This is a genomic window from Tenacibaculum mesophilum (assembly GCF_003867075.1).
In the GTDB taxonomy this organism is placed as follows: domain Bacteria; phylum Bacteroidota; class Bacteroidia; order Flavobacteriales; family Flavobacteriaceae; genus Polaribacter; species Polaribacter mesophilus.
Map to the genome: position 1 here is coordinate 997,118 of NZ_CP032544.1, position 20,346 is coordinate 1,017,463.

The following is a 20,346-nucleotide window of genomic DNA, read 5'->3' on the forward strand; positions in this document are numbered from 1 at the left end:
CTTAGTTTTTTATAGCTGGTATACTTGGTATTTACCGAATATCGCTATAAATTAGTATATTTATATCAAATCAAATTTTGAAACCCAAGCATTGGACATAAATCAGGAAAAAGTATTTCACCACATTCAACAAGCTAAAAAAGGAAATCAAATATCTTTTAATTATTTATTAGATACTTTCTGGGGGAGCGTGTATGCTTTTCAGCTGAAAAAAACCAAAAATGATAATGATGCTGAAGATATTACTATTCAGACTTTTTCTAAGGCCTTTGATAGAATTGAAACTTTTGATGAAAACTATCAATTCAAAACTTGGTTAATTACAATTTCAAAAAACGTATACATCGATTCTCTTCGAAAGAAAAAATCTACCATATATACACAAACAACTGAAGAACAAGAAAAAGAAGTGTATGCTGTTGTTGATGACGCTCCTTCTCCTGAAGACAAAATTATTACTGAACAAAACTTAGCGAAACTTCTAAAAGACATTAAAAAATTAAAACCAAAATATCAAGATGTCATCAACCTTCGGTATTTTCAAGAATTAAGTTATAAAGAAATTTCTGAGCAAATTGGGGAACCGATAAATAATGTAAAAGTAAAATTATTACGTGCAAAAAAATTATTAGCTGAAATAATAAAGAAATCATAAATTGCAAAACCATAAAAATCAAAACTTTATGATTTTACAGTTTAATGCAATAAGAAAATATCTACATAAAAAAGAATTTCAACCAAAAAGAGAAGAAAAAAAGCATCTGAAAACTTTGTTTGAAAAGTTAAAAGATGGTGACTATTTAAACTTTTAAGCTCTCTTTTTCATGAAAAAATCTCTCTTAAACCTATTAGGCCCTGGACTATTATTTGCTGGTGCTGCCATAGGTGTTTCCCATTTAGTACAATCAACTAGAGCTGGTGCCGATTTTGGCTTTGGTTTACTATGGGCTTTACTCCTAGTACACATTATCAAATATCCTTTTTTTCAATTTGGCCCTCGATATGCTACAGCAACAGGCGAAACGCTTTTAGATGGTTATAAAAAACTTGGTAAAGGAGTTTTAATCAGCTATTTCATATTAAATATTGCAACTATGTTTACCATTCAAGCTGCAGTAACTATTGTTACAGCCAGTTTAGCTTCTAATATTTTTGGTATTTCACTTGATTTAGTAGCGTGGTCTGTATTAATTATGTTCATTAGTATTGTTTTACTAGGCATAGGGAAATACAAATTTTTAGATAACTTAATGAAGTATATTATTGCTATTTTAACCATTAGCACTATAATAGCCGTAAACATTGCCCTATTTAAAACTGACAAGGGTTTTAGCTTTCAACAAATAATACCTAGCGGAACAGCTCAAGTAACCTTTTTAATTGCTTTCTTAGGATGGATGCCCGCTCCGTTGGATATTTCTATTTGGCATTCTTTATGGTCGGTAGAAAAAGACAAAACTACTTTTGTAAAAATAAAGCCTAAACAAGCCATTTTTGATTTTAATGTTGGCTATATTGGAGCCTTATTTTTAGGAGTTTGTTTCGTTATGTTAGGTGCTTTAGTTATGCATCAATCAGGAGAATCATTCTCTAGTAAAGGAACTATTTTTGCTTCTCAACTAATCAATTTATACACAAAAAACTTAGGAGAATTTTCTTCTGTATTTATTGGTATTGCAGCTTTTACAACTATGTTTAGTACTACCATTACAACATTAGATGCTTCACCAAGAGCTATGGAAAAATCTTCTTTTTTACTTTTTCCGAGAACAACAAGAACAATAAAATTAGGCTACTGGTTTTGGTTACTACTGTTAACGCTTGGAACCTCTGTTATTTTATATTGTTTTTTAAGTGATATGGTATTTCTTGTACGAATAGCCACAGTTTTATCTTTTTTAACAGCTCCGTTTTATGCTATTCTCAACTATATCTTAATTACTGGTAAGCATACGCCAAAAAAGTACAGACCAAATATTGGTTTACGCATTTTGAGTCTTATAGGTATTGTTTTTTTGTTCGGATTTAGTATTTGGTTTTTACTTAGTTTATAAATCTTTTCTTTGTAAATTTGCAGTTCAATTTTTATGGAATGGCAAACGAAACTGTAGCAACACCAGAAAGAACGAAAAAACCAAAATGGTTACGTGTAAAATTACCTGTAGGAAAAAAATACACGGAACTAAGAGGACTTGTTGATAAATATAAATTAAACACTATTTGTACCAGTGGAAGCTGTCCAAACATGGGTGAATGTTGGGGAGAAGGTACTGCTACCTTTATGATTTTAGGTAACATCTGTACACGTTCATGTGGGTTTTGTGGTGTTAAAACTGGACGTCCAGACACCGTTGAATGGGATGAACCTGAAAAAGTAGCTCGTTCTATTAAATTAATGAATATTAAACATGCGGTAATTACCTCTGTTGACCGTGATGATTTAAAAGATGGAGGTTCTATTATTTGGTCTGAAACAGTACAGGCTATTCGTAGAGCTAATCCGAATACTACTTTAGAAACTCTTATTCCTGATTTTCAAGGAAACGAAAAATTAATAGACCGTATTATTGAAGTAGCTCCTGAAGTTGTTTCTCACAATATGGAAACGGTACGTCGCTTAACTCGTGAAGTTCGTATTCAAGCAAAATATGATCGTAGCTTGGGGGTTTTAAAATACCTAAAAGAAAACGGAATGCGTACTAAATCTGGAATTATGCTTGGTTTAGGCGAAACAGAAGATGAAGTAATACAAACCATGAAAGACTTACGTAATGTTGGATTGGATGTTATTACTATCGGTCAATATTTACAACCTAGTAAAAAACACTTACCTGTTAAGGAATTTATAACACCAGAACAATTCAAAAAATACGAAACATTAGGGTTAGAAATGGGCTTTATGTATGTAGAAAGTGGTGCCTTAGTACGTTCATCGTATAAAGCACACAAACACGCTAGCTAACCTTAAATTAAAATATCCTTAACTTTTTAACGGTTTAACGTTAAAAAAATGTCAAATAATTAAAAATTAAATAAAGTACCGCTTTTTATTTATAATTTTGGCACAGATATTGGAAACAACAATACCGTAAGCAAGTAACATTGTTTTCATTGTGTAAATTATTTGAATTAGTTGATTAACAAAGAAGCCCGCTCAAATTGAGTGGGCTTCCTGTTTTTATTCTCTTTAGAGATGCTAATTTTAAATAGCTCTAATTATATCATATTTTGTAATGATGTGGTGTTTTCCATTTTCTAAATCAACTAAAACTGCTTGATTTTCTTTGTTAATTAACTTAGATACCTCATCAATAGAAGCTGATTTTTTAACTGTAGGATATGTTCTTCCCATTACATCTTTAATAGGCTTTTCTGCTATATTTTTATCTTCTAAATAACTATATAATAATGCTGATTCATCTACTGAACCTACAAACCCATTTACATCTCTTACAGGAATCTGTGATATTTTAAATGCACGCATTCTTTCGATAGCATGCGATACTAATTCTTCTGTTTGAACAGTTACTAATGGTTTATCTATATGATCTTTAATTAAATCTTCAGCTGTAGTAATTTCTTCATCTAAGAATCCTCTATCACGCATCCAATCGTCATTAAACATTTTTCCTACATAACGGCTTCCATGATCGTGAAACAACACTACCACTACATCATCAGGTTTAAACTCGTCTTTTAACTGTAATAATCCTTTAATAGCTGAACCTGCTGAATTCCCTACAAAAATCCCTTCTTCCTTAGCTATTTTGCGTGTGTAAATAGCAGCATCTTTGTCAGTTACTTTTGTAAATCCATCAATTAAAGAAAAATCAACATTTTTAGGTAAAATATCTTCCCCAATTCCTTCCGTAATATATGGATAGATTTCATTTTCATCAAAGATACCAGTTTCGTGATATTTTTTAAATACGGAACCGTATGTATCTACTCCCCAAATTTTAATATTTGGATTCTTTTCTTTTAAAAACTTAGCAGTCCCTGAAACCGTTCCTCCTGTTCCTACTCCAACAACAAAATGTGTGATTTTACCATCGGTCTGTTCCCAAATTTCTGGTCCTGTTTGTTCATAATGTGCTTGTGCATTTGAAGGATTGTCATATTGATTTACATACCAAGAGTTTGGAGTTTCCTCCCCTAAACGCTTAGATACTGAATAATATGAACGAGGATCATCTGGTTCTACATTCGTAGGGCAAACAACTACCTCTGCTCCTACAGCACGCAGAATATCCATTTTTTCTTTTGATTGCTTATCTGAAATTACAAAAATACATTTGTACCCTTTTACAATAGCTGCTAATGCTAATCCCATTCCTGTATTTCCTGAAGTACCTTCAATAATAGTACCTCCTGGTTTTAAACGACCATCTGCTTCGGCATCTTCTATCATTTTAAGTGCCATACGGTCTTTTACAGAGTTTCCTGGATTAAACGTTTCTACTTTAGCTAATACTAAAGCATCTACTTCTTTTGTTACTGAGTTTAATTGAACTAAAGGTGTGTTACCAATAGTTTCTAATATATTTTTTGCGTACTTCATATCTTATTAATGTTATGCAAAACTAAGCAAATCGAATGGATTTTGAAGGGCGAATTTTTGTAATGATATATGAAGGTACTATCAACATTAAAAAGCAAAGTATTAGCGTACCTATGTTTAACAATAAAATTGCCAAGAAATTAATATCTACAGGCATTGTCGATACATAATAAGTTTCAGGATCTAGACTTATTAACTTCGTATATTTTTGAATTAAAAGCATACTAAGTCCGATGAGATTTCCCCAGAACAATCCTTTTAAAATTAAGTAAGAAGCATTGTATAAAAATATTTTTCGGATACTCCAATTTACACTTCCCAATGCTTTTAAAATTCCAACCATTTGTACACGTTCTAGAATAAGAACCAACAATGCTGTTACCATGTTTATTCCAGCAACCAACACCATGATTCCAATAATAAACCATACGTTATTATCTAATAGTTTTAACCACTCAAAAATAGCAGGATAATTATTTACAATGGTAATACTATTTAAGGTTGCTCCAATACTTGTATACACTTCATCTCCTTTTTCTTTAAGCATATCATAATCATCAATCAACACTTCAAAGCCTCCTATTTCATTGTCTTTCCAACGATTAATTTTTTGAACCTCTCTTAAGTCTCCCAACAACATAATCTTATCAAACTGTTCAAAACCTGTATTGTATATTCCCACAATAATTGGCTTTCTTGATTTAAATTTCAAACTACTGTTTTCTGCTCCAAACCATGTTTGAATGGTATCGTTTAGTTTAAAATGCAATCGGTTTGCAATAGATTGAGAAATTAGAATTTCTCGGTTTCTATCTTGGGTAAAATCTGGTAAACGACCCTCAACTAAACACTCATTAAAAAAAGTAAAATCGTAATCAGCCGAAACTCCTTTAAAAATAATTCCTTCAAAATCAGTAGGAGTTCTAATTATCCCTCCAACATTAGCAAAAGGTTGTACTTTTTTTATGCCGTCAATGTTTTTAAACTCTGGATAAAACTCTTGGTTAATATCAATCGGTACTGTTGAAACATCTGAATTGTTATTATCGTAATTTACAATTTGAATATGCCCTTTAAAGCCTGTCATTTTATCGCGCACCTTATTCTGAAACCCAGAGGTAATCGACACTGCAATTAACATAATAGCTACACCAAGAGCAATTGCAATGGTTGCAATGGTAATAATTGGTGATGAAATACTGCTTTTATACTGTTTTCCAGCAATGATTCGTTTTGCTATAAATAATTCGAAGTTCAAATGTTTTCTTTTTTACAAACCAAAAGTAACTAATTCTTATGTAAAGAAAGAGAAGATTACCTAGGTTTTAATTCTTTAACTTTTATTATTCTTAAAAAATAGAAATCTGTACCTTTATGTTTTAATTTTTTATAGATGAAGCTTACTTTTAATTACGTTTTTTTACTTTTTTTAGTATTCAGTTTTCAATTTTCTTCTTGTGCACAACAACAAAAAAAATCAACTACTAAAGAAGTGCCAATACAAGAACAGCCAAAAACAATTAAAACGGGTGCTGATAGAACTACAGCTTACCTTCCTCTTTTAAAGAATAAAAATATTGCCATAGTTGCAAATCAAACTTCCGTATTGCAAGTGTTACAACGAGCTGAAGTTGCCCCCAACATTATGGGGTCTGAAATGGTACAACATCACTTAGTAGATTATTTACATAGTTACGATAGAATTAACGTTCAAAAAGTATTTGCTCCTGAGCATGGTTTTAGAGGAAAAGCTGATGCTGGTGAAGCCATAGCTGATGGAAAAGATGTAAAAACAGGGATTCCAATTATTTCGTTGTACGGAAAAAACAAGAAACCTTCGCCTGAACAATTAAACGGAATTGATGTTGTTATTTTTGATATTCAAGATGTAGGCGCACGTTTTTACACCTATATCTCTACGTTACATTATGTGATGGAAGCTTGTGCCGAGGCAAATATTCCTGTAATTTTATTAGATAGACCAAACCCAAACGGACATTATATTGACGGACCTATTTTAGAACCTGAACACAAAAGTTTTGTAGGCATGCACCCTGTTCCTGTAGTTTACGGAATGACAATTGGTGAATACGGTAAAATGATTAATGGTGAAAAGTGGTTAGCAAATGGTATTCAGTGTAACTTAACCGTAATTCCGCTAGAAAATTACACACATCAATCAACATATAGTTTACCGATAAAACCATCGCCTAATTTACCGAACGATGTTTCAATAAACTTATACCCTAGTTTATGTTTTTTTGAAGGAACCAATGTGTCTGCTGGAAGAGGAACAGATAAACAATTTCAAATTTATGGTTCACCACATTTAGAAAAAACTGATTTTAGTTTTACACCACAACCCAATGAAGGTGCAAAACATCCAAAACATAAAGAAAAAATGTGTTTTGGGGAAGATTTAAGCACTTCTGAACGTTTAGTTAACCTAAATCTTAGTTGGTTAGTGAAAGCCTATAAGCAGTCTCCTAAAAAAGATTTTTTCAATGCTTTTTTTACCAAACTAGCAGGAACTAAAAAACTACAAGGACAAATTGAACAAGGACTTTCTGAAGAAGAAATCAAAGCAAGTTGGCAAGAAGGTCTAAATGACTTTAAAAAGGTACGTGAACAGTATTTGTTGTATGAATAGTTCTTTTTTAATACTTTTGATTATTAAAAATTTTGACTATGAAAAAGTATCTTATTTTACTTATACTGATTATCGTATCTCCATCTTTAGCTCAAACAAAAGAAGCTGTAACCTCTAGTGGTGAAATTTTTATACTACACTCAGACGGAACTTGGTCAAAAAAAATAACAGATGAAAAAAAATTAAATTTAAAAAACTTTAATGAACCCTATTATTTAAATCGAGATGATTTAGTAAGCTTAGAAAAAGTTAAAGCAAAATACGAAGCAAAAGTCAAGGCTCTAGGTTATGGAGGTGTTAAAACTCAATTAATAGCATTTAAAGCTAAATCTAATGTTAGATTTAATAATCAATCAATACCAAAAATTGTATTTAAATATGAAGGACTTTTAAATCCTGAAGATTTATTCACCGTTATAAAGGCTAATGAAAAAAGAAAAAAAAGACAATTTATTCAAAGTAGTATAGCATTGGGAGGAAATGCAAGAGATACTTCTGAAAATGAAGTAACTTTCAAGCTTAAAAAGATTGAAAAAAACACCTACGAAATAATTTTTGATGACATACTTAAAAAAGGAGAATATGCTATCATTCCTGCGCTAAACAGTGGACAAACTGCCATGGGGTATAGCTACACTATTAAAATTTATTGCTTTGGTATAGATTAACTAAAAAACATCAATCTTTCATCCAGTTATCAGAATAAATATTAAATCATTTCTCCTCACACATCGATTGTCTATAGTTAATTCTCCAGTTTGCTAAATTGTCAATTATAGGAAAACTCTCTTCCTAAAGACTAAACAACAAGTTAAGGGTTTCATGAAAATCCTTATCTTTTCATACAGTTATTAGAATAAATTTTTAACAAAGTCAATTTACATACAGTAAACTCTAAAGTAAAAAAACTTCTTATCTTTATAATCTCAAATAAAACTATTGTAAATTGCTGCACTTTGAAAAAATTTTACTTCACTATATTTCTCTTAATTAGCAGCTTTTCGTTTGCTCAATTTCCTTTTGAAAAACTTCCTTCTACAGAATATAAAGAATATAAGAACTGGAAGCTTTACGATTGGTTAGACACAAAAAATACGATACATCACACACTTACTATTGACTCTTTTTTTGATAATAAAAAGAGCTTAACAGTTCAATTAACCTCTTTACTTACTTATTTCGAAAACACTTCTACGATTCGCTTATTTCGTAATAAAAAAGAAATCTGCAAATTTCCAGAAAGCATGTTATTTTCAACAATAAATACAGGTCACGATCCTATTTACGTTGGAGATATAAATGGTGATGGTCTGGAAGACATAAAAATGATAATTCCGTATATGGGTAATGGTATTTCAGCAATGAATGTTAGAGTAATATACTTATTTCAAACACAAGACTCTACCTTCCATAAGATTTCTTTTACTGATAAAATGGATACTATTCGACCAGAATACGATTTTGATGGAGACGGAAACCATGAAATTATTACAATGACCTTAACAAATTATAGCAATCATAATTATTGGACATTTAATATTTTCGAATACAAAGAAGGTGAATTAAAAAACGTTAATAATAAAGCTAATTATCCTATTATGGTACAATTTCTTAACAAAAAGAACTATACAATTACCAATAAAATTAAAAGAGAAGAAATGAAAAAATTCTCTTTTAATCTTCCTAAGGACTACAAGAGCAAGTAAGAACTACCTATAAAAACCCCTGCTCTTTCATCCACTTATTAGAATAAATCTTATTCATATAACGAGAACCATGGTCTGGTAAAATTACGACTACTACACTATTTTCATCAAAAAAACCGTTATCTGCGTATTGTTGTGTAGCTTGTAAGGCTGCTCCTGAAGTATATCCCGCAAAAATACCTTCTGCTTTCACTAATTCTCTGGCTTTTAAAGCCGCTTCTTTATCTGATACTTTTTCGTACACATCTACTACATCAAAATCAGTAGAAGTTGGAATTAAGTTTTTACCTAAACCTTCTATTTTATAGGGACTAATTTCATTTGAATCAAACTCACCTGTTTCATGATACTTTTTAATCACTGAGCCCATCGCATCGACTCCTAAAATTTGAATATCAGGATTTTGTTCTTTTAAATAACGTGCTGTTCCAGAAATCGTTCCTCCTGTCCCGCTTGCTGCAACTACGTGAGTTACTTTTCCGTCGGTTTGTTCCCAAATTTCTGGTCCCGTACTCTTATAATGTGCTTCAATATTTAGTTCATTAAAATACTGATTGATATAAATAGACCCTGGATTTTCTCTATGCAATCTTTTAGCTACTTCGTAATACGAACGAGGATCGTCAGGAGTAACATTTGCAGGACAAACATGTACTTCTGCTCCCATAGACTTTAACATGTCTATTTTGTCTTGAGAAGACTTATCACTCACTGCCAAAATACATCGATATCCTTTTACAATACTAATCATTGCCAATGAAAACCCTGTGTTACCAGATGTTGTTTCAACAATAATATCTCCTTCTTTTACGATTCCTTTTTGTTCTGCTGTTTCTATGATATGCAATGCAATTCTATCTTTAGCAGAGTGACCTGGGTTAAAAGCTTCAACTTTTGCATAATACGTACCCGGTAAGTCTTGGGTAATTCGATGCAGTTGAATCATGGGGGTTTGACCTACTAAATCTATTATTGAATTGGTAATACCTTGATGTCTTTTCATTATGTTTTATAAATAAGAAAAAGTGTCATTACGAAAATTAGACACGAAAAATCTGTTGAGATTGTTCGTTGCTTTCGCAATGACACTTACACTCAATCGAGCGCAAAAATATAATTATTTTTTTAACTTACCTTCTAACATTAAAAAGAACGTATATTCTTCTGCTGTTTCTTTTAAAGCATCGAACCTTCCTGAGGCTCCTCCATGACCTGCTTCCATATTAGTATGTAAGAATAACATGTTGTTATCTGTTTTTAATTCACGTAGTTTCGCTACCCATTTTGCTGGCTCCCAATACTGCACTTGGCTATCATGTAAACCTGTAGTTACTAACATATTTGGATATGCTTTTGCTTCAACTTGATCGTATGGAGAATACGACTTAATATAATCGTAATATTCTTTATTATTCGGGTTCCCCCATTCGTCATATTCACCTGTAGTTAATGGAATACTATCATCTAGCATGGTAGAAATTACATCAACAAAAGGCACCGCAGCTATGATTCCGTTATATAGCTCAGGATTCATATTTACAATAGCCCCCATTAATAAACCTCCTGCAGAACCTCCCATAGCATATAAATGCTCTGGAGATGTATAACCGTTATCAATTAAATATTTAGAACAATCAATAAAATCGGTAAATGTATTTTTCTTGTTCAACATTTTACCATCTTCATACCACTCACGTCCTAAATACTGACTTCCTCTAATATGCGCTAAAGCATATACAAATCCACGATCTAATAAACTTAAACGTGTTGTTGAAAACCCATCATTAATTGTATATCCGTAAGAACCGTACGCATATTGTAAGATTGGTGTATTTTTATCAAGCTTCGTATCTTTATGGTGTACAATTGATAACGCTACTTTTTTACCATCTCGTGCAGGTACCCATATACGCTTGCTTACATAATTATTTTTATCAAACTTTCCTCCTAAAACTTCTTGCTCCTTTTTAACTTCTTTTGACCTGTCTTTCATATTGAAATCAATCACAGAGCTTGGAGTTGTCATTGAATTATATGAGTAACGAATTACCTCTGTATCGAATTCAGGGTTACCATATACTCCTGCTGAATAGGTTTCTTCTTCAAAAGGTAAGTAGTAGTCTTCAGTTCCATCCCATCGTTTAATACGGATTTTATTCAATCCTTCGTTTCTTTCTTCTAAAACTAAATAGTCTTTAAAAATTGAAAAATCTTCAAATAAGGTATCTTCTCTATGTGGAATTACATCTACCCAGTTTTCTTTCCCAGGCTTATCTACAGGAGTTTTCATCAACTTAAAATTGGTTGCTCCGTCCTTATTGGTTTTAATATAAAAATGATCTCCGTAGTGTGCTACTTCATATTCTAAATCACGCTCACGTGGTTGAATTATTTGTAATTCTCCATCAGGATTATTAGCATCTAATACATGATATTCTGTTGAAACAGTACTATACGAACCTATTATGATATAATCTTTAGATTTTGATTTGGTAACAAAAGCTCCGAACGTATCGTCTTTTTCTTCATACACTAATTCATCTAAAGATGCATCAGAACCCAATGTGTGTTTGTAAATCTTTGAAGAACGTAACGTTACAGGATCTTTTTTAGCATAAAACAACGTTTTATTATCATTAGCCCATACAGAACCTCCAGTGGTATTTTCAATAATATCTTTATAGATTTTACCAGTTTCTAAGTTTTTAATTCTAATAAAATATTGACGACGACTAACTGTGTCTGTAGCAAAAGCTGTCATTTTATTATCTGGCGACACATTTAACCCTCCTAGCTGGAAATAATCATATCCTTTTGCTTCATTATTCACATTGAACATGATTTCCTCTTCTGCTTCTAAAGTTTCTTTTTTACGGCTATAAATAGGATATTGCTGTCCTTTTTCATAACGAGTTATGTAAAAGTATCCATCTTTTTTGTATGGTACTGACTCATCATCTTCTTTTATGCGCCCTTTCATTTCTTGAAATAACTCTTCTTGAAACTCTTTAGTTTCTTTTGTCATTTCTTCATAATAAGCGTTCTCTGCATTTAAGTAATCGTATACTTTTTGAGTTTGTTCGTCTTTAACTTCTGCATTTTTTTGAGCATCAGTTAAACGCATCCAAAAATAATCATCAGTACGTATATCTCCGTGTTTCTCTAACTTAGTTGGTTGCTTTTCAGCAACTGGGGCTTTGATATCTTTATTCATTTCTTGTTTTTTGCAAGAACCAAAAATAAGACTAAAAAACAAAGCCGGTAGCATTATTTTTTTCATTTTTTAAGTTGGTTTATATTTCTTGTGAAAATACTATTTTTGTTGGAAAATAAATCATAAAAACTGTACAATATGTTCGGAGATATTTCTGGAATGATGGGTAAACTAAAAGAAGCCCAACAAAAAGTAGAAGAAACAAAAAAACGATTAGATACCGTTTTAATTGATGAAGCAATTGCTGGAGGAAATGTAAAAGTTACCGTAACCGCTAATCGTGAAGTTAAAGCTATTACAGTAGATGAGTCTTTGTTAGATGACAAAGAAGAATTGGAAGACTATTTAATCTTAGCGCTAAACAAAGCATTAAAACGTGCTGGTGAAATTAACGAACAGGAATTAGCTGTTGCTGCTAAAAGCGGAATGCCTAATATTCCTGGAATGGATATGTTCAAATAATAAGTTATGCCTGTACAATTAGAAGATTATATGTTGCCTTGCTTAAACAAAAAATTCTTTGGAGTTGACTGTTTAGGTTGTGGTATACAGCGTGCTTTGAGCTTAATTTCACAAGGAGAGTTCGTTGCTGCTTTTAAAATGTACCCTGCTATATATACCTTACTACTTTTAGCTTTTGTTGTAGGCATTAACTTCTTCTATAAAGTAAAATATGCTCAAAAAATAATCAGTATATTGGCTATCATTAACATAATTATTATAGTGAGTAGTTATGTTATAAAAATGAATCAATTAATTTAAACTTTAGAAAACTATGGAAAAACAATTCAATCCAACGGCTATTTATGTACTATCTATAATTAGCTTCCTATGTTGTTGTTTTGCTGGATTAGGTATTGTATTGGCTGCACCTGCTTTTATAATGGCAAACAATAAACTAAAAGAAGCTGAAGCAAATCCTGAGCAATACAATGCTGCTACAATCAAGTCTATAAAAACAGCTAAAACAGTTGCTATGATTGCTTTAATATTAAATGCCATTTATTTGTCAATGACTATTTATAGAGTTGCAACAACAGATTGGGATGTTCTTATGGAACAATATAACAGACAGTTAGAACAATATCAATAATAACTCATAAAAAAGCGACCAAATGGTCGCTTTTTTTATATCATTCCTTTTGCTTTAAACTCTAGGTATTTATTTATTACATTAACAGACAAATGTTGTGGTTTTGTTAAAATAGCATGCACAGCGTTTTTTTCTAGCTCTTTTATCATCAAACGTTTTTCGTATGCGTATTTCTCAGCAATTGTTTTATGATACACACTTTGTAAATCTTCTGCATTTTCAGTAATCAACGTATCTAACTCCGTATTTTCAAAAAAAACAGTCACTAGCAAGTGTTTTTTAGCTATTGCTTTTAAATATGGTAATTGCCTTTTTAACGCCGATATATGCTCAAAATTGGTATATAAAATTAACAAGCTACGTTGATTTATTTTTCTTTTAATATTCGCATACAATAACGCAAAATTAGCATCTGAAAAATCGGTTGTAATATTATACAACTCTTCGTTAATAACCGATAAGTTTGTTTTTTTGTTACTAGCAGCTACTATCTTTTCAACCTTTTTGGAAAAGGTAAGCATCCCTGCTTTATCGTTTTTTAATAAGGCTATGTTTGAAAAAGCTAAGGTTGAATTAATTGCATAGTCTAATAACTTCAACCCTTCAAAAGGCATTTTCATGACACGACCTAAATCGATAATAGAATATATGGGTTGCGATTTTTCATCTTGATATTGATTCACCATCAACTCTGCTCTTTTAGCAGTTGCTTTCCAGTTTATGGTACGTACATCATCACCAGGAATATAGTTTTTTATCTGCTCAAACTCCATGGTATGCCCTATTCGTCGGATTTTCTTCATACCAAACTCCGTTAAGTTATTGTGCATCGCCAGAAACTCGTACTTTTTCATTTGTATATATGACGGATATACTTTCACACTTTCTTCCGCAGCAAAGGAATAACGTTTGGAAAACATTTGTAAAAAAGAAGACACGAATATATTTACTTTCCCAAATTTGTATTCCCCCCTTTCAACTGGTCTAACACTATAGGTATAGGTTGATTTCTCACCAGGCTTCAAAGACATTGCATGTTCGAAATCTCTTTTTTGAAATTGTACTGGCAATTCATCAATCAATGAAATAAAAACTTGAAACGGATAATTATTTTCAAGCGTAATGGCTATTTCATTATCATCTGAATTTGATAGTTTTTCTGATGTAATTCTTTTCGCTAAAAATCCATTTTTAAATCGGTATAAGATAAACACATCAACACATATCGTTATTACAAATAACCACACAAGCATCCATGTTACTGAATAAAGCGCAGGAATCCAAAACGAGACTAAAAATAATGCCGAAATAACGCTTATATAGATAAAAAAGCGATTGTGTACGTATAACGATTTAAAGAATTGAATCACTATCTTGGAACTTCTACAGATTGTACAATCATTTCAATCACCTTATCGGCTGTCATTCCTTCCATTTCACGTTCAGGAGTTAACATAATTCTATGGCGTAATACAGGGTAAATGCTCTTCTTTACATCTTCAGGAATCACAAAATCACGTCCATTGATTGCTGCAAATGCTTTAGAGGCCATTAATACTGCAATACTTGCTCTTGGTGAACCTCCTAAATACAAATGTGCATTGTTACGTGTATTGGAAATAAGTTGTGCTATGTATTTAATTATTTTTTCCTCTACCAATACTTCAAAAACCTTGCTTCTGTATTCTAATAACTCAGCTTCTGTTAACACAGCTTCCACTTTCGTTTGCGGTAACGCTCCTTTGCGATCGTTATGAGCAGTGATTATCTGTATTTCTTCCTCTAAATTCGGATACCCAACATTTATTTTGAATAAGAAACGGTCTAATTGAGCCTCTGGTAAGGCATACGTTCCCTCCTGCTCTATTGGGTTTTGAGTTGCTAATACCATAAAGGGTGGATTCATTTCATAACGCTCACCATCCATTGTAATTTGCTTTTCCTCCATCACCTCAAACAATGCTGCTTGCGTTTTAGCTGGTGCTCTGTTAATTTCATCAATCAACACAATGTTAGAGAAAATCGGACCTTTTTTAAACTCGAAATCAGATGTTTTCATGTTTAAAACCGAAGTTCCTAATACATCCGAAGGCATTAAATCAGGCGTAAACTGAATTCGGCTGAAATCGGTTGCTATGGTTTTTGCCAATAACTTTGCTGTTACTGTTTTGGCTACTCCAGGAACACCTTCAATCAATACGTGTCCGTCAGCCAGTAAAGAAACCAACAGTAACTCCATAAACTCCTCTTGACCTACAATTACTTTCCCTAGTTGCTCTTTTATTTTTACAACCGCTTCTTTTAACTTTGACAAATCTATTCTACTTGAAAATAACTCATTCGTATTTTCTATTGGATTGTTTTCTGTATCCATCCTATTCTTTTTTATATGCTTTAAAAGCTTCAATAGCTTTATTTAAGGCTATTAAATCTTCTTCGGTTATACTTGATTTTGACTGTATTTGCTCTATCTTTTTAAATAAAGCAACTACTTTTTCTTCTGAATTACCACTTCTATTAGCAAGGTTTTTATAAAAACGTTCGTCTATGTTTAAAGTTGATAATCGGTATTTTATTCTGATATATTCTAAAAAATAGTTGATTTTATGTTCAGCTATATTTTTATGATCTGATTTTTCGTAATACATATTGGCTATAGTACGTGTAAAAGCCAGTGTTTGATTTTTTAACGGTGTAATAACAGGAATTAATCGCTGATTACGCTTTCCTTTAAAAATAATAAAGAACAACACCCCTATCAATCCTATATAATATGCCCATTTTAACGATTGGGTTGATAAAATATAATGCATGGGAGAGGTTATTCTACTTTTTCCTGTTTTATAATAGGTATCCCATAAAATGGTATTGTTACTATTAGAACCCACCTCTGCTTCTTTATTACCCGAGTTATTTAGATATGATAACACATTCGCTACGTACTCATAATTATTATCTAATAGCATGTTATAATTCGTAAATGCCTGCGGGAACGTATGCAAATAAAAATTACCTTCTCCGTGTTTAACTTTGATAAAATTCGGCTTTTTACTGATGATGGAATCGTTTTCATTTCGTATTACCAACTCGCCTAAAATAGTTGTATTGAGCGTATCAACTTCAGAAAAATACAGCTTTGAAAAATCTCTATCAAAATAATACTCTTTTCCACCAAAAATAGGGTTACTCATTTTTTGATAGGCTTTTTCCTCAAACGCTGAAGTTGTTAAATAACTTGTCTTTGTTTGCAACGTATCTAAATATATTCCATTGGTTGCTATGAACACATCATTTCCTCTATCTGCAAACTCTAAAAGCTCATTCAACTCATCTTTGTCAAAATTCACTTTATTATCAAGAAAAAAATAGGTTCCGTTATTCTTATCGTCTTTTAAGTACACATACGGATTTTGGTAGATATCTTTTACTTCACTTTTTGGAAATAAACTTGGCATTTCTTTATGCAATACATATGTACCATATGGAATTTTATGTTTTGCAGCATAACTTGGATACCAATTGATTTCTTTAGGCTTTACAGATTCAACATAAAAAATACCGAGCACTATAAGCACCAACAGACCAATGTATATTTTAAGTTTTTTATCCAAATTAGTAAATTTTAGCTAGTGTGTTTTTAAAGTTGTTCTCCGCTTGTGTAAATTTTTCTTTATCTATAGAAAACTCACCATACCACACATAATCGTACAAATAAGTTAACTCTTTAAAGTCTGTATACAGTTGTTTTTTAGATGATAACTCTTTTATATAATCTTCGTTTGTTTTTTCTTGTTGCCAAGAAATAAACTCTTTATCTGACAGTTTTTTTAACAACAACAAATAATAATAACGTACTGCTAGTTGATAATTTCCTTCTGAAGTTGCTTTCTGAATTAACTTTGGTAAATCTTTATCTTTAATTAACTCTTCCTCTTCCGATAAGTGCACAATAGGTTTAGCCTTTTTACCATCAATAATATTGCGTGCATTTACTTTTAAAAAGAATTTAATAATGAAGAAAAGTACGAGTCCTGCTATTACGTATGGTAAAACCTTTAAAACAACACGTAAAAATCCTACTGCTGGTGTAATATCATCAAAAATATAAGAGAGAATTTTTATGACGGTTCGTTTTAACCAGTCCCATATTTTTTCTAAAATAGTAGGTTCTCTTTTTTCTACAATGTATATAAATTCATCTTTTTGTTTGTATTCCTCTATTTTTTGAGTATCAAACTTTTTTTGTTCTATAATAGTATCATCATACTGCACCTCTATTTTTTCTTCTTGAGAAAAAACAGTGATTGAACAAATAAAAAACGCTATGTAAAAAAGAAACTGCTTCAAAAGATTACTGTCCTATACTATCAATTCTTTCAATAGTCCCCGTCAAATTTTTTCTTTCATTAATATCGAAGTACAAAAGTACATTTGTAATAAGTGTTATCGAATAGAATAAAAACTTTCCTACAGTTGCCAACACATTTAACAATAAGTAAATAGGATCCCTATATGTATTAAACATTGATGTAGGGTCTTCATTTCCCATACTTATTCCCATCTTAGCAAGTTGATAAATCACCGCTGGTATTTGGAACACATAACCTAAAACTCCTACTAAAAGACCTACAACAAACATTACTCCGAACGTCTCCCAAAAATAACCAGAAATAAAATTAAAACTTTTACTAATAGTTTCAGTTGCTCCTTCATTTTCAAACACTAAAATTGAAGCTCCTAAAGACAATACTGTCGCTGTATAAATAACAGGTAGAAAACAAAGTAAGATACTTGCAAAAATTATTAATCCAGCTAAAATCCCAAATCCTGTAAACGACCAAAACTTAGCTTTTGTACCAGCTATTACTTCTTCTTTTTTTACAACTCCTTTATTGTCTATATAGGACTTGATATAATACATCCCTGCTAAATTAACATAAACAACTGTTACCAAATAGGCTATACCCATTATTATACCCGACCCTCCAAAACTCAATGTATCAAAAGGGTTGTTATTTGGAATTTCAGATAATAAATAAGTCATATAAACAGAAGTAACAACAGTAATTACAATAGGAATTGCCGCTATTTTTAAAATTGTTAAAAAGAACTGCTTCCCCTCTAATCTTATAAACTTAAAAGCATCTGAAATAATACTTCCTAAATCTCTTTCTTTTTTAAACTCTACGTATTCTTTATGCATTGGTTTGTTGATTTTTATAAACTTTAATTGGGTATATGACGTAATAAAATATAATAATTGCTAATGAGGTAGTAATGATTAAAATTGCTAACCAATCGGGCATTTCTGTATGACGGGTTACAAAACCTTCTAAAAATCCTGCAACTATAAAAAACGGAATGGTACTTACCATTATTTTTAATCCATCTTTCATGCTTCTTTTAAATGATTCTAGTCGTGAATAGGTTTTTGGAAATAGTAATCCGTTACCTAATACCAATCCGGCACATCCTGCAATAACAATTACTGATATTTCTATGGTTCCGTGAATCCAAATGGTTCTTGACGATTCCCAAAACAACCCTTTATCGTAAAAAAAATATAAGAACGAACCTAACATTATTCCGTTTTGCATCATAATGTATAAGGTTCCTACCGAAAATAACATTCCTAACACAAAGGCATACATAGCTACTTTTATATTATTGACAGTAATTCCAATAAACATGTCTACTTCATTAGCTTTTTTATATACAGCCATTGGATCTCCGTTTTCAATATTCTCCAGAGTCATGTTTACATAACCATCTCCTAAAATCAAACGGACAAAATCAATATCGGTTGCGGCTGAAAAAGCACCACAAATAGAAAAAAAAGCAAATACTAAAAACGCAATCAGTAATTGTTTTTGATGACTATAAAACATTAAAGGAAATTCCGTTTTAAAAAAACTAACAAACCTGTTTTTGCTTTCTTTTTTAGTTTTATAAATTTTTTGATGTGCTGCAGATGCTATTGAATTCAAGTATATCACCGTATTTCCGTTAGGATAAAACGTTTTGGCATAACTCAAATCGTCAGTTAACTCCACATATAAATCAGATAGTTTATCTGGTGAAATAACTGTTTTGTTGTACAACGCATCTTCAAAAAGCTGCCACTTTTCTTTATTTTTATTTACAAAGGCAGCTTCTCTCATGAGTTTAAAAAATTAAAGCATGTTTGTTGAGAAGTTTCTCTAATCATAGAATATTTTTATCTTCGCTAAACTAAAAAAAGTTGCATAAATATCAACAAAAAAAGTGAAAAACTAATTAATGGATAATTTTCAAATAGAAACAGCTCAAAACATTGCTATCAGTCAAAATGTAGCTCATGTTACCACTCGCATTGGTTCATATTTAATTGATGCGTTATTTATTGTTGGGTACTACATTATCATTGCTATTATAATAGGAATGTTAGACATTCCCATGCGTATGGAATACATGAGTCTCTTTGTTTTACTAGGGCTTCCTGTATTCTTCTACAGCTTACTTTTTGAGGTTTTAATGAACGGACAAACGCCTGGTAAATACTTCAACCAAATAAGAGTGGTTAAATTAGATGGTTCAAAACCCACTTTTGGAAGTTATTTAATTAGATGGTTATTACGTTTTGTTGATTTCACTTTAGCTAGTGGTTCTGTTGCTGTACTTACCATTTTATTAAACGGAAAAGGGCAACGTTTAGGAGATATTGCTGCAGGAACTACTGTAATATCTGAAAAGAAAAGAATTACGTTAAAAGATACTATTGCAAGCGATGTAGTTGATAACTATACACCAACCTATTCACAGGTAACGTTATTGAGTGATAATGATATTCACACTATCACAAGAGTATATAAAGATGCCATGAAGAAAAGAAATCATAAAGTAATTTTGAAACTATACACAAAAGTTATTGAGTTAACAGGAATTACTACCGAGCAAAAGCCTGCTCAATTTATAGATACTGTGATTAAAGATTATCATTATTACGCGAGGCAGTAATTTTTCAATACTCAGAAATATATGAAAACAGAAAACAAAAAAGGCGTTAAGGAATTTTTGAAAGAGATTATAACTCCAATATTAATAGTTATCATCTTTGTCTACATTATGTTTAAAATTTTTGTT

At 31.5% G+C, this 20,346-nt stretch carries 20 protein-coding genes; 10 read left to right on the forward strand and 10 right to left on the reverse strand.

Translation table 11 applies throughout. The annotated features are described in order from the left end of the window. Positions 1-91: 91 nt before the first annotated feature. From D6200_RS04635 to lipA, 3 genes are all read left to right on the forward strand, one after another. On the forward strand, positions 92-655 hold the full coding sequence (locus tag D6200_RS04635) for an RNA polymerase sigma factor (protein ID WP_082118657.1): 564 nt from the start codon (positions 92-94) through the stop codon (positions 653-655). A 169-nt stretch (positions 656-824) separates the two neighbouring features. Continuing rightward, positions 825-2,054, forward strand: a complete 1,230-nt coding sequence (locus D6200_RS04640) for an Nramp family divalent metal transporter (RefSeq protein WP_073182973.1) — start codon at positions 825-827, stop codon at positions 2,052-2,054. A 38-nt stretch (positions 2,055-2,092) separates the two neighbouring features. Continuing rightward, the gene (lipA, locus tag D6200_RS04645; protein ID WP_047789490.1) at positions 2,093-2,962 is read left to right on the forward strand and encodes a lipoyl synthase; all 870 of its coding nucleotides are present in this window, start codon (positions 2,093-2,095) and stop codon (positions 2,960-2,962) included. Between the two features lie 240 nt (positions 2,963-3,202). Here lipA and D6200_RS04650 read toward each other — a convergent pair whose 3' ends face one another. Next, on the reverse strand, positions 3,203-4,561 hold the full coding sequence (locus D6200_RS04650; protein WP_073182975.1) for a pyridoxal-phosphate dependent enzyme: 1,359 nt from the start codon (positions 4,559-4,561) through the stop codon (positions 3,203-3,205). 22 nt (positions 4,562-4,583) lie between these two features. Beyond that, positions 4,584-5,819 carry an ABC transporter permease gene (locus D6200_RS04655; protein WP_073182978.1) on the reverse strand — a complete coding sequence of 412 codons (1,236 nt, stop codon included), beginning with the start codon at positions 5,817-5,819 and terminating at the stop codon, positions 4,584-4,586. A gap of 135 nt (positions 5,820-5,954) precedes the next feature. Here D6200_RS04655 and D6200_RS04660 point away from each other — a divergent pair, with 135 nt between their 5' ends. The 3 genes from D6200_RS04660 to D6200_RS04670 all read left to right on the forward strand — a co-directional run bounded on the left by D6200_RS04660 (position 5,955) and on the right by D6200_RS04670 (position 8,917). Next, the gene (locus D6200_RS04660; RefSeq protein ID WP_073182981.1) at positions 5,955-7,211 is read left to right on the forward strand and encodes an exo-beta-N-acetylmuramidase NamZ family protein; all 1,257 of its coding nucleotides are present in this window, start codon (positions 5,955-5,957) and stop codon (positions 7,209-7,211) included. A gap of 38 nt (positions 7,212-7,249) precedes the next feature. Next, positions 7,250-7,879, forward strand: a complete 630-nt coding sequence (locus D6200_RS04665) for a hypothetical protein (protein WP_073182984.1) — start codon at positions 7,250-7,252, stop codon at positions 7,877-7,879. 288 nt (positions 7,880-8,167) lie between these two features. Then, the gene (locus tag D6200_RS04670; RefSeq protein ID WP_047789485.1) at positions 8,168-8,917 is read left to right on the forward strand and encodes an FG-GAP repeat domain-containing protein; all 750 of its coding nucleotides are present in this window, start codon (positions 8,168-8,170) and stop codon (positions 8,915-8,917) included. Between the two features lie 7 nt (positions 8,918-8,924). Here D6200_RS04670 and D6200_RS04675 read toward each other — a convergent pair whose 3' ends face one another. Beyond that, positions 8,925-9,920, reverse strand: coding sequence for a PLP-dependent cysteine synthase family protein (locus D6200_RS04675; RefSeq protein WP_073182986.1), 996 nt, complete (start codon positions 9,918-9,920; stop codon positions 8,925-8,927). A 114-nt stretch (positions 9,921-10,034) separates the two neighbouring features. After that, positions 10,035-12,131, reverse strand: coding sequence for a S9 family peptidase (locus D6200_RS04680; protein WP_073183445.1), 2,097 nt, complete (start codon positions 12,129-12,131; stop codon positions 10,035-10,037). Between the two features lie 138 nt (positions 12,132-12,269). Here D6200_RS04680 and D6200_RS04685 point away from each other — a divergent pair, with 138 nt between their 5' ends. From D6200_RS04685 to D6200_RS04695, 3 genes are read left to right on the forward strand one after another with little or no spacing between them, the layout of a single operon-like run. Next, complete coding sequence (locus D6200_RS04685; protein WP_047789483.1) at positions 12,270-12,593, forward strand: YbaB/EbfC family nucleoid-associated protein; 324 nt, start codon at positions 12,270-12,272, stop codon at positions 12,591-12,593. Between the two features lie 6 nt (positions 12,594-12,599). Beyond that, complete coding sequence (locus D6200_RS04690) at positions 12,600-12,893, forward strand: DUF2752 domain-containing protein (protein WP_231128418.1); 294 nt, start codon at positions 12,600-12,602, stop codon at positions 12,891-12,893. Positions 12,894-12,906: 13 nt separating this feature from the next. Then, on the forward strand, positions 12,907-13,224 hold the full coding sequence (locus D6200_RS04695; RefSeq protein ID WP_073182988.1) for a CCC motif membrane protein: 318 nt from the start codon (positions 12,907-12,909) through the stop codon (positions 13,222-13,224). Positions 13,225-13,259: 35 nt separating this feature from the next. Here the strand turns inward: D6200_RS04695 and D6200_RS04700 are convergent, their stop codons facing one another. Genes D6200_RS04700 through D6200_RS04725 form a run of 6 tightly spaced genes read right to left on the reverse strand, consistent with a single transcriptional unit; the run spans position 13,260 to position 19,385 of the window. Continuing rightward, positions 13,260-14,591, reverse strand: coding sequence for a DUF58 domain-containing protein (locus tag D6200_RS04700; RefSeq protein ID WP_125064449.1), 1,332 nt, complete (start codon positions 14,589-14,591; stop codon positions 13,260-13,262). Between the two features lie 2 nt (positions 14,592-14,593). Further along, a complete protein-coding gene (locus D6200_RS04705; protein WP_073182992.1) occupies positions 14,594-15,598 on the reverse strand; it encodes an AAA family ATPase in 1,005 nt (334 codons plus the stop codon). A gap of 1 nt (position 15,599) precedes the next feature. Next, on the reverse strand, positions 15,600-16,835 hold the full coding sequence (locus tag D6200_RS04710; protein ID WP_073182995.1) for a DUF4350 domain-containing protein: 1,236 nt from the start codon (positions 16,833-16,835) through the stop codon (positions 15,600-15,602). A gap of 1 nt (position 16,836) precedes the next feature. After that, complete coding sequence (locus D6200_RS04715; RefSeq protein ID WP_073182997.1) at positions 16,837-17,571, reverse strand: hypothetical protein; 735 nt, start codon at positions 17,569-17,571, stop codon at positions 16,837-16,839. Between the two features lie 4 nt (positions 17,572-17,575). After that, a complete protein-coding gene (locus D6200_RS04720) occupies positions 17,576-18,427 on the reverse strand; it encodes a hypothetical protein (protein ID WP_047789478.1) in 852 nt (283 codons plus the stop codon). Further along, positions 18,420-19,385 (reverse strand): stage II sporulation protein M, encoded by a 966-nt coding sequence (locus tag D6200_RS04725; protein ID WP_047789477.1) that lies wholly within the window; start codon positions 19,383-19,385, stop codon positions 18,420-18,422. The genes D6200_RS04720 and D6200_RS04725 overlap by 8 nt, the downstream gene beginning before the upstream one ends. Before the next feature lie 118 nt (positions 19,386-19,503). Between D6200_RS04725 and D6200_RS04730 the strand changes: the two genes are divergently transcribed. Beyond that, entirely contained in the window at positions 19,504-20,220 is a 717-nt protein-coding gene (locus D6200_RS04730) for an RDD family protein (RefSeq protein WP_073183000.1), read from the forward strand. The last annotated feature ends 126 nt before the right edge of the window (positions 20,221-20,346 follow it).